This is a genomic window from Myxococcus xanthus (assembly GCF_006402735.1).
GTDB lineage: Bacteria > Myxococcota > Myxococcia > Myxococcales > Myxococcaceae > Myxococcus > Myxococcus xanthus_A.
On sequence record NZ_CP017174.1, the window covers coordinates 3,388,197 to 3,401,892 of the forward strand.

8 protein-coding genes and 1 pseudogene are annotated in these 13,696 nt (G+C 70.4%); 7 read left to right on the plus strand and 2 right to left on the minus strand.

Annotated features, from left to right (window positions below):
- The 4 genes from purD to waaL are packed head-to-tail and all read left to right on the plus strand — an operon-like array spanning position 1 to position 4,814.
- Complete coding sequence (purD, locus tag BHS09_RS14350) at positions 1–1,266, plus strand: phosphoribosylamine--glycine ligase (RefSeq protein WP_140798151.1); 1,266 nt, start codon at positions 1–3, stop codon at positions 1,264–1,266.
- Positions 1,263–2,375 (plus strand): LptF/LptG family permease, encoded by a 1,113-nt coding sequence (locus BHS09_RS14355; protein WP_140790526.1) that lies wholly within the window; start codon positions 1,263–1,265, stop codon positions 2,373–2,375. The genes purD and BHS09_RS14355 overlap by 4 nt, the downstream gene beginning before the upstream one ends.
- Complete coding sequence (locus BHS09_RS14360; RefSeq protein ID WP_140798152.1) at positions 2,372–3,487, plus strand: LptF/LptG family permease; 1,116 nt, start codon at positions 2,372–2,374, stop codon at positions 3,485–3,487. Before BHS09_RS14355 ends, BHS09_RS14360 begins: the two co-directional genes overlap by 4 nt.
- Before the next feature lies 1 nt (position 3,488).
- Complete coding sequence (gene waaL, locus BHS09_RS14365; RefSeq protein ID WP_140798153.1) at positions 3,489–4,814, plus strand: O-antigen ligase WaaL; 1,326 nt, start codon at positions 3,489–3,491, stop codon at positions 4,812–4,814.
- Here waaL and BHS09_RS14370 read toward each other — a convergent pair.
- The gene (locus BHS09_RS14370; protein WP_237080358.1) at positions 4,811–5,986 is read right to left on the minus strand and encodes a glycosyltransferase family 4 protein; all 1,176 of its coding nucleotides are present in this window, start codon (positions 5,984–5,986) and stop codon (positions 4,811–4,813) included. The genes waaL and BHS09_RS14370 overlap by 4 nt on opposite strands.
- A gap of 44 nt (positions 5,987–6,030) precedes the next feature.
- Here BHS09_RS14370 and BHS09_RS14375 point away from each other — a divergent pair, with 44 nt between their 5' ends.
- Both BHS09_RS14375 and wbaP read left to right on the plus strand, forming a co-directional pair.
- Positions 6,031–7,176, plus strand: a complete 1,146-nt coding sequence (locus BHS09_RS14375) for a glycosyltransferase (protein WP_140798155.1) — start codon at positions 6,031–6,033, stop codon at positions 7,174–7,176.
- 218 nt (positions 7,177–7,394) lie between these two features.
- The gene (gene wbaP, locus BHS09_RS14380; protein ID WP_140790535.1) at positions 7,395–8,789 is read left to right on the plus strand and encodes an undecaprenyl-phosphate galactose phosphotransferase WbaP; all 1,395 of its coding nucleotides are present in this window, start codon (positions 7,395–7,397) and stop codon (positions 8,787–8,789) included.
- 68 nt (positions 8,790–8,857) lie between these two features.
- On the opposite strand, the gene BHS09_RS14385 is transcribed toward wbaP, so the two are convergent.
- Positions 8,858–10,795, minus strand: a complete 1,938-nt coding sequence (locus tag BHS09_RS14385; protein WP_140798156.1) for a serine protease — start codon at positions 10,793–10,795, stop codon at positions 8,858–8,860.
- Positions 10,796–11,254: 459 nt separating this feature from the next.
- On the opposite strand from BHS09_RS14385, the pseudogene BHS09_RS40275 reads away from it, so the two are divergent.
- A pseudogene (locus BHS09_RS40275) lies at positions 11,255–11,455 on the plus strand (GspE/PulE/PilB domain-containing protein); the annotation flags it as partial.
- Between the last annotated feature and the right edge of the window lie 2,241 nt (positions 11,456–13,696).

The following is a 13,696-nucleotide window of genomic DNA, read 5'->3' on the forward strand; positions in this document are numbered from 1 at the left end:
GTGGATGTGAAGGTCCTGCTGCTCGGTTCCGGTGGCCGTGAGCACGCGCTCGCGTGGAAGCTGTCGCAGAGCCCCTTGTTGACCCAGCTCTTGTGTGGCCCGGGCAACCCGGGCACGGCGAAGCTGGGCACCAATGTGGCCCTGCGCGCGGACGTGCCCGAGGAAGTCGCCGCGTTCGCGAAGCGCGAGGCGGTGGACTTGGTGGTGGTGGGCCCGGAAGCGCCGCTGGTCGCGGGCGTCGCTGACGCGCTGGCCGACGCGGGCATCGCCTGCTTCGGGCCCGTGGCGGAGGGCGCGCGCATCGAAGGGTCCAAGGCCTTCGCGAAGGAAATCATGGCCGAGGCCGGCGTGCCCACCGCCGCCTTCCAGACCTTCACCGACGTGGCGGCGGCGGAAGCCTACGCGGTGGAGCAGGGCCGCATCGTCGTCAAGGCGGATGGCCTGGCGGCGGGCAAGGGCGTCATCGTCGCCCACGACGTGGAGGCCGCCCGCGCGGCGGTGCGCGCCGTGGGGGCCATGGGCGCGGCGGGCCAGACGATGGTCCTGGAGGAGCTGCTGGAGGGCGAAGAGGTGTCCGCGATGGCGCTGTGTGATGGCGAGCGCTACGCCATGCTGCCCTTGTCCCAGGACCACAAGCGCGTGGGCGAAGGCGACACGGGGCCCAACACCGGCGGCATGGGCGCGTACAGTCCGGCGCCTTTCCTGTCCGCCGCGCAGCTCGCTGAGGTGGGCGAGCGCGTGGTTGCCCCGACGCTGGCCGTGCTGCGCCGGCGCGGAATTCCCTTCCGGGGTGTGCTGTATGCGGGGCTGATGCTCACGCGCGGCGGCCCGAAGGTGCTGGAGTTCAACGCGCGCTTTGGCGACCCGGAGACGCAGGTGTTGATGATGCAGCTGGGGGAGGACCTGCTGCCGTTGCTGGACGCGTGTGCCCGGGGCACGCTCACGCCGCGGACGTTGGTGTCCTCGCCCGGTGCCTCGGTGGGTGTGGTGCTGGCGGCGCGGGGCTATCCGGACGCGCCGGAGAAGGGCCAGCGGATTGAAGGGCTGGACGCGGTGCCGCCCGACGCCACGGTGTTCCTGGCGGGCGTGGAGGCGCGCGACGGCGGCGTCGTGACGGCCGGAGGCCGGGTGCTGACGGTGTGCGCTCGGGGCGAGGACCTGGCGCAGGCACGTGAGCGGGCCTACGCGGCGGCGGCGGCCGTGCGCTTCGAGGGCATGCACTTCCGCCGGGACATCGGCGCGCGAGGGATGAAGGCCGCCCCGTGAACCGCCTTTCGCGCTACCTGCTCGGGGAGCTGCTGGTCCCGCTCGGCGTGTGGGTGGCGTTCATGTTCCTGCTGCTCTTCGTCATGCAGTTCCTGCGGGGCACCGACGTGCTGCTGGGCTCGTCGGTGACGCTGGTGGACATGGCGCGGCTGCTGGCGTACCTGGCGCCGCACTTCCTGATGATGGCGCTGCCCATCGCCTTCCTGCTGGCCATCCTCCTGGGGCTGGGGCGGCTGGGCGAGGACCGGGAGCTGGTCGCGCTCCAGGCGCTGGGCATCGGGCCGGTGCGCCTGCTGGCCGCGCCGATGGGCATCGCGGTGGCGCTCAGCGTGCTGATGCTGGTCATCACCTCCACGGCGCAGCCCTGGGGCCTGGCGGGCTTGAAGGTGTTGGTGAGCGAGGTCATCCGGAAGAACGCCGTGGGCGACGTGAAGTCCGGCGTCTTCTACGAGGACCTCAGCAACTTGACGCTGTACGCGGAGCAGGTGTCCGCGGACGGGAAGTGGACCAACGTGCTTCTGCATGACGACCGGGAGGCGAATTCGCCGCTGCTGGTGCTGGCGCAGCGGGGGCAGGTGGGCACGTCCACCAGCGGCGAGGTGCTGCGCTTCGCGCTGGAGGCGGGGGAGGTGCACCGCTCCGCGGGCCGCGAGACGGAGGAGTACAGCATCATCCGGTTCGACCAGGCCGAAATCAGCGTGGGCGTGGGCGCCTCCATGGGCAAGCGCAGCCGCTTCTCCTTCTCCCGCGAGGAGCTGACGCCCGGCGAACTGCTGGAGGCGGCGCGCGAGGCGGAAGCGCAGGGCGAGGATGCGCGCATGTACCGGATGGCGTTGCACAGCCGGTTGGGGAACGCGCTGGCGCCCATCGCCTTCGCGCTGCTGGGCACGCCGCTGGCCATGGGCCGGCGCCAGTCGGGCCGGGCGTGGGGCTACCTGCTGACGCTGGGTGGCTACGTCCTCTACTACCTGCTGAGCCGCGTCTTCGAGCAGATGGGGCAGAAGGGCCAACTGCCCGTGGGCCTGGCGGGGCAGATGGCCAACCTGGTGTTCGTCGCGGTGGGGCTGGTGGCCCTGTACCGGGTGAGCCGCTCGGGGACGGTCAAGTGAGGGGAACGCTCTTCATCTACGTGCTGCGCACGTACCTGCGCTTCGCCCTGGGCATCCTCGGAGGCCTGGTGCTGGTGTTCGTGGTGGTGGACTTCGTGGACCGCGCGAAGCTGTACACGGGCCCGGGCTGGGTGTGGGACGTGGCGGAGCTCTACTTCTACAAGGCGATGATGTCGGTGCAGCAGCTGGGGCCGGCGGCGCTGCTGCTGGCCGCGGGCACCACGGTGTCCGCGCTGCGCAAGCAGGGCGAGGTGACAGCCATCCGGGCGCTGACCTTCGGCCCGTCCGCGCTGTACCTGCCCATCCTCGTGGCGTCCTTTGTTGCCTGCGTGGGCCTGGTGGCCTTCGACGAGCGGGTGGCGACGTACTCCGGCCGGCGCGTGGACGAAATCACCACCCAGCGCTTCAACAAGTGGGGCGACTGGCGCTTCTACTACACGCCGAAGCAGTGGTTCCGGCGCGGGGACAACATCTTCTTCCTCCGGGGCGGCAGTGCGCAGGAGGGCTTCCAGGACGTGTCCGTCTTCACGGTGACGGAGTCCTTCGACCTCCAGCGGCGCCTGGACGCATCCGGCATGTTCCCGGTGGAGGGCATGCGCTGGCGCCTGACGGACGTGGTGGAGCGCACCTTCGACGGCGAGGGGAAGACGTCCGTACGGCAGCTTCCGGAAGCGGAGTACGAGCTGGGCGTGGCCGTCACCGCGTTCCGCATCCGGCCGGGGCGTCCGGAGCAGATGCGGGCATCCGAGCTGCGCGAGCAGATTGTCGCGCGCCGCGACGTGGGCCTGGCGACGAAGCAGTTCGAGCTGGCCCTGCACAACCGCTTCGCCTACCCGATGGCGGCGTTCCCCGCGGCGCTGCTGGGGGTGGGGCTGGCCCTGCGCACCAACCGGCGGGGGCACCTCACGGCCGCCATCATCGAGGGCCTGCTGACGGCGGTGGCGATGTGGGGCCTGATGATGGTGTGCCGGACGCTGGTGCTCACGGAGCGGTTGTCTCCTGGCGTCGCCGCGTGGACGCCCACCGTGCTGCTGGGCCTCATCGCGGGCGCCGTGTGGTTGCAGCGTGAGGGCCGCTTGCACCTGCCGCGGCGCTCGCTGCTGGTGAGATAGCGTGTCCGCGCACATGGGAACCGCGTCCGAGCTTCCGCTGGACCTGCGCTGGCGCCGCGCCATCAACGCCGTGCTCGTGCTGTGGACCGTGGGCCTGGTGCTGGCGGAGGTCGTCCTCCAGGTGGCGACGGGCGCGGCGGTGCTGCTGGCGGCGATTCTGCTGGTGCGAGGGCGGCTCCGTCTGGCGCCAGACGTGCGCGCCTATGTAGGGGCCAGTGGGGTGCTGTGCCTGTGGCAGGCGGCGTCGCCCGCGGTGGCGCTGCTGACGGGCGCGGCGGAGTCGTGGCCGCGCGGCTCGCGGTATGGCCAGGTGCTGGACTCGGTGGCGGGCGCCGCGGCCGCGTGCATTGGCGCCGTGGGCGTGCCGTGGCTGCTGCTGGCGGGCGTCCTCGCGGGAGGGTGGCTGCTGGCCGCGCTGCTGGGCGTGTTCCAGAACCGGGTGCGCTGGTCCATGGAGTTGCCCTCCTTCCTCAAGCTCAACCTGGGGCGACTGCACGAGAACTTCGGCACCGAGGAGTCTCCGCGCTACGCGGCGGGCGGCTTCTTCTCCCACCGGCTTCGCTTCGCGCACGGCGCCATCGCGGCGCTCGGGCCCGCGCTGTCGGTGCTGGGCATCGCGGACCAGGCGCGGCGGCGCGTCCTGGCGGGCGCGGTGGTGATGGGGATGCTCATCTCCATCTACAACGCCTTCGCGCGAGCGGCGCTGGGCGCGGCGTTGCTCGTCAGCGTGGTGGCGTTGCTGCTGCTGGTCCAGGGCTCCGCGCGGAAGATGGGGTTGGCGCTCCTGTTCGCGCTGGTGGCCGTCGTCTCCATGAGCCCGGCCTGGCGCACGCGATTGGAGAAGGCGGTGGGCAACATCTACGGCGGAGAGCGCGAGCACGCCATGGCCGTGGGCTGGAGCCTGGTGCGTGAATACCCGCTGACGGGCGTGGGCTTCGGCAACCACAAGCCGGCGGCCCTGGCCACGCAGGACGAGACGGGCATCACCGACCTGCTGGCCACCGATTCGCACAACCTCTGGCTGACGGTGTGGGCGGAGACGGGCCTGGTGGGGCTGCTGCTGACGCTGGCGATGCACGCCTTGCTGGGGCGCGCGCTCATCCGGCGCTACCGCGAGGGCTCCATCGCGGCCACGGGCGCGCTGCTGTCCTGGGTGGGCTTCCACATCCTCGCGCTGGTGCACTACCTGCCGTTCCACTCCAGCGTGTACCTGTCCTTCTCGCTCATCTGGGGACTGGGGCTGTGCGAGGGCAGTGAGCGGCTGCGCGGCCGGGAGGCCCGTCAGGGGCTCCTGGAGGTGGAAGGCGCGCCCAGGCCCTCGCCCTAGCGGGGAGGCGTCCCGCGCGAACCTCCGGGCGCCGGCGCCTCCAGCACGCGGCGGTAGACGGCCAGGGTGCGCCGGGCACAGTCGTCCCAGGTGAAGCGCGCCACGCGCTCCCGGCCCAGCTCCACCAGCTCCCGGCGCAGCACGTCGTCGCGGAGCACGCGCAGCGTCGCTTCACGCCACGCCGCCGCGTCGTCCGGGGAGAGTCTCAACGCCGCGTTGCCCACGACCTCCGGCAGGGCGGTCGCATCCGACGCCAGCACCGGGCAGCCCGCGCCCATGGCCTCCAGGGCCGGCAGCCCGAAGCCTTCGTAGCGCGAGGGCAGCAGCAGCGCCGACGCCGCGCCGTAGAACAGCGGCATCTGGTCCTCGGGCAGCTCCTCCAAATCGAACACGTTTTCGTGAAGCCCCAGCTCGTGCGCCACCGCGCCCTTGCCCGCCAGCAGGACCACGGGCACCGGCAGCTCCCCGGCGAAATCCTTCAGCAGCGCCAGATTCTTGAAGCGCTTGGCGTTGCCCACCGCCGCCACGTAGCGCGCTGGCAGTTCGTACCGTTCGCGGAACGCGGCGGCCTCGGCCTGGGTCGGCGGCTGGAAGCGGGCATCCACCCCGTTGTGAATCACCTGGAGGCGGTAGGGCGACAGCTTGAGGTGCTTCGCGAGCTCGTCGCGCGAGAACTCGGACACCGTCACCAGCGCGGTGGCCCGCTTCGCGCGAGGGCCCACCACCACGCGGTAGTAGATGGACTGGGCCGGCGTGTACTGGTCCGCCAGCGCCAGGTGGTTGGCGTCATGGAGCGTGGCCACCAGCCGCCCATTCCAGAAGAGGGGCAGCGAGAAGGACGTGGCGTGGAACGCATCCGGCGCCAGCTTCACCAGGTCCGCCGCCAGCGCCGGCTGCTCGAGGGGCGAAAGAAACCCGGCCAGCGCGCGGTGCAGCGGCATGCGCGGCGTCAGCTCACCCAGGTCGGGCGCGAGCCCTTCGGGGGGCACCAACGCGGAGAAGCGCAGGTCGGGCGCGAGCACGGGCATCCGCCGCGCCAGCTCCAGGGCGTAACGGGCAATCCCATGCAGCCGGCCGCGCACCATGCGCAGGTCGAGGAGGACGTGAGCCACGGCCTCCGCGTACCACACGCGCGGCCTCCATGGGGGGCGGGCGGGCACGCGGGGCCCCATCGACGCTTGCCGCGCCGCGCGCGCCCGGTGCTAGAAGCCGTGCCGTGAAGGTTGCCCTGGTCCACGATTGGCTCGTCACCCACCGAGGTGGTGAGCGCGTCCTTGATGCCCTCTGCGAAGTCCTGCCAGACGCGGACATCTACACGCTCATCCACAAGCCGGGCTCCCAGTCGCCGGCCATCGAATCCCGCCGCATCTTCACGTCCTTCCTTCAGCACATCCCCGGCATCCACGCGCGCTACCGGCACTTCCTGCCGTTGATGCCGAAGGCCATCGAGTCCCTCCAGCTCCAGGGGAAGTACGACCTGGTCCTCTCCTCCAGTCACTGCGTGGCCAAGGGCCTGCGCACGCCGCGGGGCACGCCGCACCTGAGCTACGTGCACGCGCCCATGCGGTACATGTGGGACTTGTTCGACGACTACTTCGGCCCCGGACGCACGGGCCTCCCGGTGCGCGCGGCGGCCCATGCCATCCGGCCCTGGCTGCGCCGGTGGGACCGCCGGACGGCGGCGGGGGTCGATCGTTTCATCGCCAACAGTCGACACATCGCCACCAAGGTGCAGCGCTTCTGGGGCCGCGAGGCGTCGGTCATCCACCCGCCAGTCTCCCTGGAGCGCTTCGCCCAGGTCCCTCTAGAGGGCGGAGGCCAGGGCGGCTACTTCCTCTGGCTGGGGGCCTTCGCGCCGTACAAGCGATTGGACGTGGCGTTGGAGGCGTTCCGAAACCTGGATGCACAGCTCTGGGTGGTGGGAACGGGCCAGGAGGCCGCTCGCCTGGGCGCCGGAAGCCTGCCTGAAAATATCCGCTTCCTTGGCAATGTCTTGGATGCGTCACTTCCGGCGCTGTACCGAGACGCTCGCGCGCTCATCTTCACGCCCGAGGAGGACTTCGGCATCACCCCGCTGGAATCCCAGGCGGCGGGCCGGCCCGTCATCGCCTACGGGAAGGGCGGCGCGCTCGAGACGGTGACGGCGCAGACAGGAATGTTCTTCTCAGAACAGACGCCGGAGTCGCTCGCCGCCGCCGTGCGCCGGTTCGACGAATGGGAAGCGGGCTTTCGGCCTGAAGCCGCTCGCGCGCAGGCCGAGCGCTTTGGTCGCGCGCATTTCCAGAGTGCCATTCTTCGAGAGATTCACTCGGTGCTGGGGGATGTGTTGCCAGATTCCCCAGGCCCCGCAGCGGGACTGTGACTTCGCTGTCGCTCCTGTCTTGGTCTTTTGTGGGCAACAGGTGGACACCGCCCCTGGCTGTGGGGGCGGGGCCGCCGCAACCCATTGTTTTCACGAATTTTTTCGTGCTAGCAAGCGCGGCTATCAAACGGTGATGGGCAAAACGCGCGTCCGGATGAAGAGGGCGCGAGTCTTGCACCGGGGTGGCCACCCGTTGATTACGCCACAGGAGTACTGCGGTGTTCAGTCGTCTCCAGCGTTTCTACACGTCGATCAAAGTCGTCGCCGACATGGTGATGCTCGCGCTGGCATTCGTCCTCGCGTACGCCACGCGCTTCTCCGGCATCGTGCCCGTCACGGAGGGGATACCTCCCTGGACGGACTCGTTCTTTTCGCTGCTGATGGTGCTCGTCATCTTCCCGGTGACGTTCCACCAATCACGCCTGTACGGCACCAACCGTTCCCGGACGAATACGGGCGAGGTGTTCGAGGTATTCAAGTCCACCATCACCGCGGCGCTCATCCTGGTGGCGGTGACGTACTTCGTGCGCGAGCGCTACTCGCGCCTCACGCTGGTCATCTTCATCGTCTATGCGTTCGCGCTGGTGACCTGCAGCCGGCTGGTGACTCGCTATCTGGTGAGTGAAATCCGGCGCCGGGGCCACAACCTCAAGTCCATCCTCGTCATCGGCGCGGGGGACCTGGGGCAGCGGGTCATCGAGACGGTGGAGCACCACCGCGAGCTGGGCTTCCGGGTGATGGGCGTGCTGACGCTGCACCCGGAGAAGGTGGGCCAGTACGTGAATGACGTGCGCGTCATCGGGCTCGTGGACCAGGTGAACGAGGTGCTGGATTCGCACCCGGTGGACCAGGTCATCCTCGCGCTGCCGCTGGAGGGCCACGCCCACGTCAAGGCGCTGATGGACAAGCTGGCCCTGCGCACCGTGGACGTGCGCGTGGTGCCGGACCTGTACCAGTACATCACCCTCTATGGTGGCCTGGAGGAGTTCGGCGGGTTGCCCATCATCCGTCTCCAGGGCGACCCGATGGAGGGCTGGAGCCGGGTGGCCAAGCGGGCCTTCGACATCCTCTTCTCGTTGCTGGCCATCCTCATCACCGCGCCGCTCATGGCGGCCACCGCGCTGGCGGTGCGGCTCACCAGCCGAGGGCCCATGCTGTACCGCCAGGAGCGCATGGGCATGGATGGGCGCACCTTCCCCATCCTCAAGTTCCGCACCATGCGCATCGACGCCGAGCACAGCGGCGCGATGATGGCCTGCCCGGACGACCCGCGGCGCACGGTGATTGGCACGTTCCTGCGGAAGTACTCGCTGGACGAGCTCCCTCAGTTTTTCAACGTCCTGCGCGGCGACATGAGCCTGGTGGGTCCGCGCCCGGAGCGCCCCGTCTTCATCGAGGAGTTCAAGCGGCAGATTCCGCGCTACCACCTGCGGCACAAGGTGAAGGCGGGCATCACCGGCTGGGCTCAAATCAACGGCCTGCGCGGCCAGACGTGCATCGAGAAGCGCATCGAGTACGACCTGTACTACATCGAGAACTGGTCGCTGCTGATGGACCTGAAGATTCTCGTGCGCACGGCGCTGGGCGGCTTCCTGTCGAAGAACGCCTACTGACGCCGCGAGCCCGGGCGGTGGCGCTTGCCACGGCCCGGGCCCGGGGGTTCAACGCCGCTGCGGGGTGACTACTGGATGTTCCACACCACGGTGCCGGTGCAGTTCCCGCTGGAGTAGCAGCCCGCGCGAATCTGCAGGGTGGTGGCCGTGGGCGAGGTGTACGTCAGGCTGGAGCCGGTGCCGCCGCACGAGTCGTCGTTGACCGCCGCCTGCGTGGTTCCGTTGAAGAGGCGCAGGTAGGTGTCACCCGTGAAGGTCGCGCCCGTCACGCCGCAGGTGGCCACGGTGATGCTCTTGCCCGCGGCGATGGCGACGTCGCGGTTGGTGGTGTTCTGCTGCGCGCTGTTGGTATTGCTGCCGCTGAAGTTGAAGCTCCCGCTGGTGGGGCTGCCGGAGCCGCCGGTGATTTCCCAGACGACGCGGCCGGTGCAGCTCCCGCTGGAGTAGCAGCCGGCGAGGACCTCGTGGTTGCCGGCGGTGGCGGCGGTGAAGGTGATGCTGGAGCCACGGCCGCCGCAGGAGTCGTCGTTGGTGGCCACCTCGGTGCCCGCGGGGTTGCGCAGGCGCAGCCACGTGTCACCGGTGAACTGCGTCCCCGTGAGGCCACACGTCGCGACGGTGAGCGTCTGGCCCGCCGTCAGCGCGATGGTGTGATTGGTGGTGTTCTGCTGCGCGCTGTTGGTGTTGCTGGCGCTGTAGTCGAACGAGTTCTCCGGCGGGGGCGGCGGCGGAGGAGGAGGCGGCGGCGGCTCACCGTTGCCACCGGGGTTGGGGCAGTCAGCGGCGGGCAGCGCGCACTGGGGCAGGCTGGTTCCCAGGTGACTGATGACCGCTTCGATGGGCACGCCGCGGTTGGGGCAGTTGGCGCAGTGGTGCAGGGCCACCACCAGGTTGTCCGAATGGCCGATGACGGGCGAGCCGGAGGAGCCGCCCTGCGTGTCCGCGTAGTAGCCGATGTCGTTGGGGCCACCGGACTGGCAGGAGGCCTCGTTGCGGCTGTAGATCTCCGCGAAGCCGGACTCGTCCCGGGCATCCGTGGAGCGCACGGCGATCTTCTTGCCGTGGCCAGCCGGGTGCTGTGGCAGGTAGATGCGCTCGTTCACCACGGCGCCGGAAGAGCGCAGCTGGAGGTAGCCGTAGGTGTTCACCGGGTTCTGGGACAACTGGATGAGCGCGTAGTCACGCGGCGCGTCCACCTTCACCAGCGTGCCACCCGGGATGACGTTGCCCGGGCAACCGAACCAGCTCGCGCAGCTCGTCGAACAGCTCGCGCCTTCCGCCATGAACTCGTAGTGGGTGTTCTGCGCTTCGCTCGCCGTACCGACGCAGTGCTGGTTGGTCATCAGGTGGCCCTGGCTGCCCACGAGCCAGCCCGTGCACGCACCGGAGCCGTTGATGAGCAGGCGCGCCACTGGACGAGCGCGGCCGTAGAGGGTGGGGTCGCTGGAGGCATAGCAGGGCGCCCACTGCGTGTCGTCCGGGCCGCACAGCGCCTTGTCATTCGACAGGCCCATCTCCTCGTTGGTGTAGCCCCGGGCGTACCGGTCGATGGAGTAGCCGTGCTTGTTGAGGATGCCGCGGCGGTTGACGCTGTCGCGGCTGTGCAGTTCGATGATGGCCGTCTCACCGGCGATGTGGATGGCCCAGAAGCCACTGCGCGCACCCGGGTGCGAGTTGTCGTAGCGCCACGACCGGGAGTTGTCCGGCGAGCGCACCACGACGAAGTCGCCATCCTCCAGGTCGAGCCGCTCGAAGTGGGGCGCGATGTACGCCGCGCCAGCGTGGGTGATGACGTCCGTGTGGATGGGGCCGTCGGAGGCGCGAATCTGCGTGGTGGCGTAGGGGTGGGTCGTCTCGAAGCGACGGAAGACGTCCTCGCCCACCTTCGTGAGCCGCTGCGACGAAGAGGAAACTTCTTCCTGCTGGCAGACCTCATCGGAGGCCAGCGCCGCCGGCGCCCCCGTGGCCAGCGCGGTGACAAGACATGCGAGTGGGATGCGTTTCATCGACTCTCCTGGGAGTGAAGCTCTTGCGGGTTTGACCGCACTCGCAGTTATAGCCTGAAGAAATGATAATTCCGTGTGATTGCCACGGGTTCCGTGGCTGGGTGGTGTGATTGGAGATTTCCCATTTCACGGTGAGTGGTGGTTTCCCGTTGCGGCGTGGGGATTGGGCCAGGGCCTTGGTTTCACTCGGAGCAGGTGCCTGTGGCGCCGGTCGTACGGCCTGGCTGGCATGCAGCGGCCACGCAGCGGGAGGGGCGTCTCAGCCGCTGTGAAGGCGTCTAGAATCGGCCGGACATGGCCGAAATGCTCGGAGCGATCCTGGTCCGCAAGGGCCTCATCACGCAGGCGCAGCTCGACGAAGCCCTCCGGGCCCAGCTCATCTACGGCGGAAGGTTGGGCTCCAACCTTGTCGAGCTGGACATCCTCGACATCGACACCCTGGCCATGGTGCTGGGGGAGATGTGCCGCTACCCGGTGGCGCAGGAAGCGGACTTCGAGGCGGCGCCGGACGCGGTGCTGCAACTGCTCCCCGCGGCGATGGCGGAGAAGCACCAGGCCTTCCCGCTGGCGCAGGAAGGCCGGCGACTCAAGGTGGCCATGGCCAGCCCGTTGGAAATCGAGCACGCGGATGCGCTGGGGTTCATCACCGGTCTGCGCATCGTTCCGTACGTCACGCCGGAGCTGCGGCTGTTCCAGTTCCAGGAGCTTCGCTACGGCATCAAGCGCGAGACGCGTTTCATCCAGATGACCTCGACGAAGCGTCCGAAGCGGACACCGGCCGTGGCGCTGCCCGTGGACCTCCCTTCGATGCCCGCCGCGCTGAGCATGACGCCTCCGCCTCCCGCGCCCGTGCGAGCGGAGCCCGAGGCGGAAGGAATGTTCGGTGGGCTCGCGCCCGGGCAGTACTTGAGCGGCGATGACCCGGACACGGAGACCGAGGATTCCGGCTCGGTCGGGTGGGCGCCGGCCGTGTCGGGGAGCTCGCATCCGTTGGACCATCTGCCGCCGCCCGAGCCTCCGGTGGCGATGATTGATTTCGGGGAGGACGGCGGGATGCGGGGGGGGACGCCCGAGGCGCCCGTGCCTCCGACGCTGACGCCAGTGGGTGGGGGCGCGCGGCCTGCGTCGCCGCCGCGACTCACGCCGACGGAGACGCCGCGTGCCGTCGCGCCGCCTCCGTTCGCGTTGGCGCCGGAGCCGGCGGAGGAGATTGACCTCCTGGAGGAAGGGGAGGTGCTGGAGGAGGGCGAGGTCGTCGAGGACGTGGCGGCCGTGCCCGAGGACTTCGACGATGGTGTTCCCGCGCCAGGAGTTGCTGTGGCCTCGGCCATGCCGATGGCGCCACAGGGGGCCGGTGGAGGGACGCAGCCGCCTGGATTGGCGTCGCGGCAGGGGGTGGCGAGTCGGCCTCCGGTTCCGCCGGTGGGCGCCGCTTCTTCGGAGCCCGGGGGGCCGGCTCGGGGGGCTTTGGGGGTGGGCGAGGGGATGGGGGCTCCTCCTGGGATGCTCTCGCGGCCATCGGCGCATCCGGGAGCTCCGGTGCCTCCGGGGATGATGGGGGCTCGGCCACCGTCGTCTCCTGGGCTTCAGGCGGTGGCGGGACCTCCGGGCATGGTGGGCGCGCCGCCTGGGCCGGGTGCGTCGATGCCGCCGGGGGGGGCCGGGGCTCGGCCGCCCTCAGCGACGGGACTGCCTGCGGTGCATGGAGCGCCGGGCGTGGGGACTGCTGGTCCGCAGGTTCCTCCGGGGATGCTGGGCGCATCGCCGTCGTCCGCGCCCGGAGGGATGGCTGTTCCACCGGGGATGATGGCGGCACGGCCTCCGTCCGCGACGGGACTGCCCGCGATTCCTGGGCCACACGGTCCGGTGCCGCCAGGCATGGCGGGCGCACGGCCTCCGTCCATGACGGGTGTACCGGCAGTGCCGGGGCCTCATGGGCCGGTGCCACCAGGGCTGATGGGAGCACCGCCTCCGGCGGCGGGTGCTCCGGTGCCACCAGGGCTGATGGGAGCACCGCCTCCGGCGGCGGGTGCTCCGGTGCCTTCGGGGATCATGGGCGCAAATCCTCCTGCGAAGGTTGGAGCGGGTGCTCCGGGGCTGGTGGGCGGGCAGGCTCCTGCGACGGCTGGGGCGGGTGCTCCGGTGCCTCCGGGAATGACGGGGCATCGGCCTCCGTCCGCGACGGGGCTGCCTGCGGTGTCGGGACCTCCTGGCATGGCGGGTGGTGCGTCCGGACCTGCTGTGCCAGTTCCTCCCGGGATGATGGGACATCGCCCGCCGTCCGCGACGGGCCTGCCCGCGGTGCCGGGGCCTCATGGGCCGGTGCCGCCGGGAATGATGGGAGCACGGCCTCCTCCCGCGCCCGGCCTCTCCTCCGCGCCCGGGCCACACGGGCCGGTCCCTCCCGGGATGATGGGACATCGTCCGCCGTCCGCGACGGGCCTGCCCGCGGTGCCGGGGCCTCATGGGCCGGTGCCGCCGGGAATGGTGGGAGCACGCCCCCCGTCGTCGTCGGGCCTGCCTGCGATGCCCGGGCCTCATGGGGGGCCGGTGCCATCGGGAATGATGGGAGCACGGCCTCCGCCCGCGCCCGGATTGCCAGGGTCGCCTGGGCCGGTGCCTGCGGGGATGATGGGAGCACGGCCGCCACCTGCGCCTGGCCTGCCAGTGCCTCACGGGCCGGTCCCTCCCGGGATGATGGGAGCGCGCCCGCCGTCGTCGCCGGGCCTGCCTGCGGTGCAGGGGGCTCGTGGGGCGATGCCGCCGGGAATGACGGGCGCACCGCCTCCGTCCGTGCACAGGGGGCCCCAGGCTCCTGGGCCTCACGGGACGATGCCACCGGGAATGACGGGAGCACCGCCTGCGACTGCGCACGGGGTGCCCCTGGCTCCCGCGCCTCAC

Coding starts and splice junctions, on each gene's coding strand:
- BHS09_RS14370 (WP_237080358.1), bottom strand. CDS start 5,986: ATGGGGCCCCGCGTGCCCGCCCGCCCCCCATGGAGGCCGCGCGTGTGG.
- BHS09_RS14385 (WP_140798156.1), bottom strand. CDS start 10,795: ATGAAACGCATCCCACTCGCATGTCTTGTCACCGCGCTGGCCACGGGG.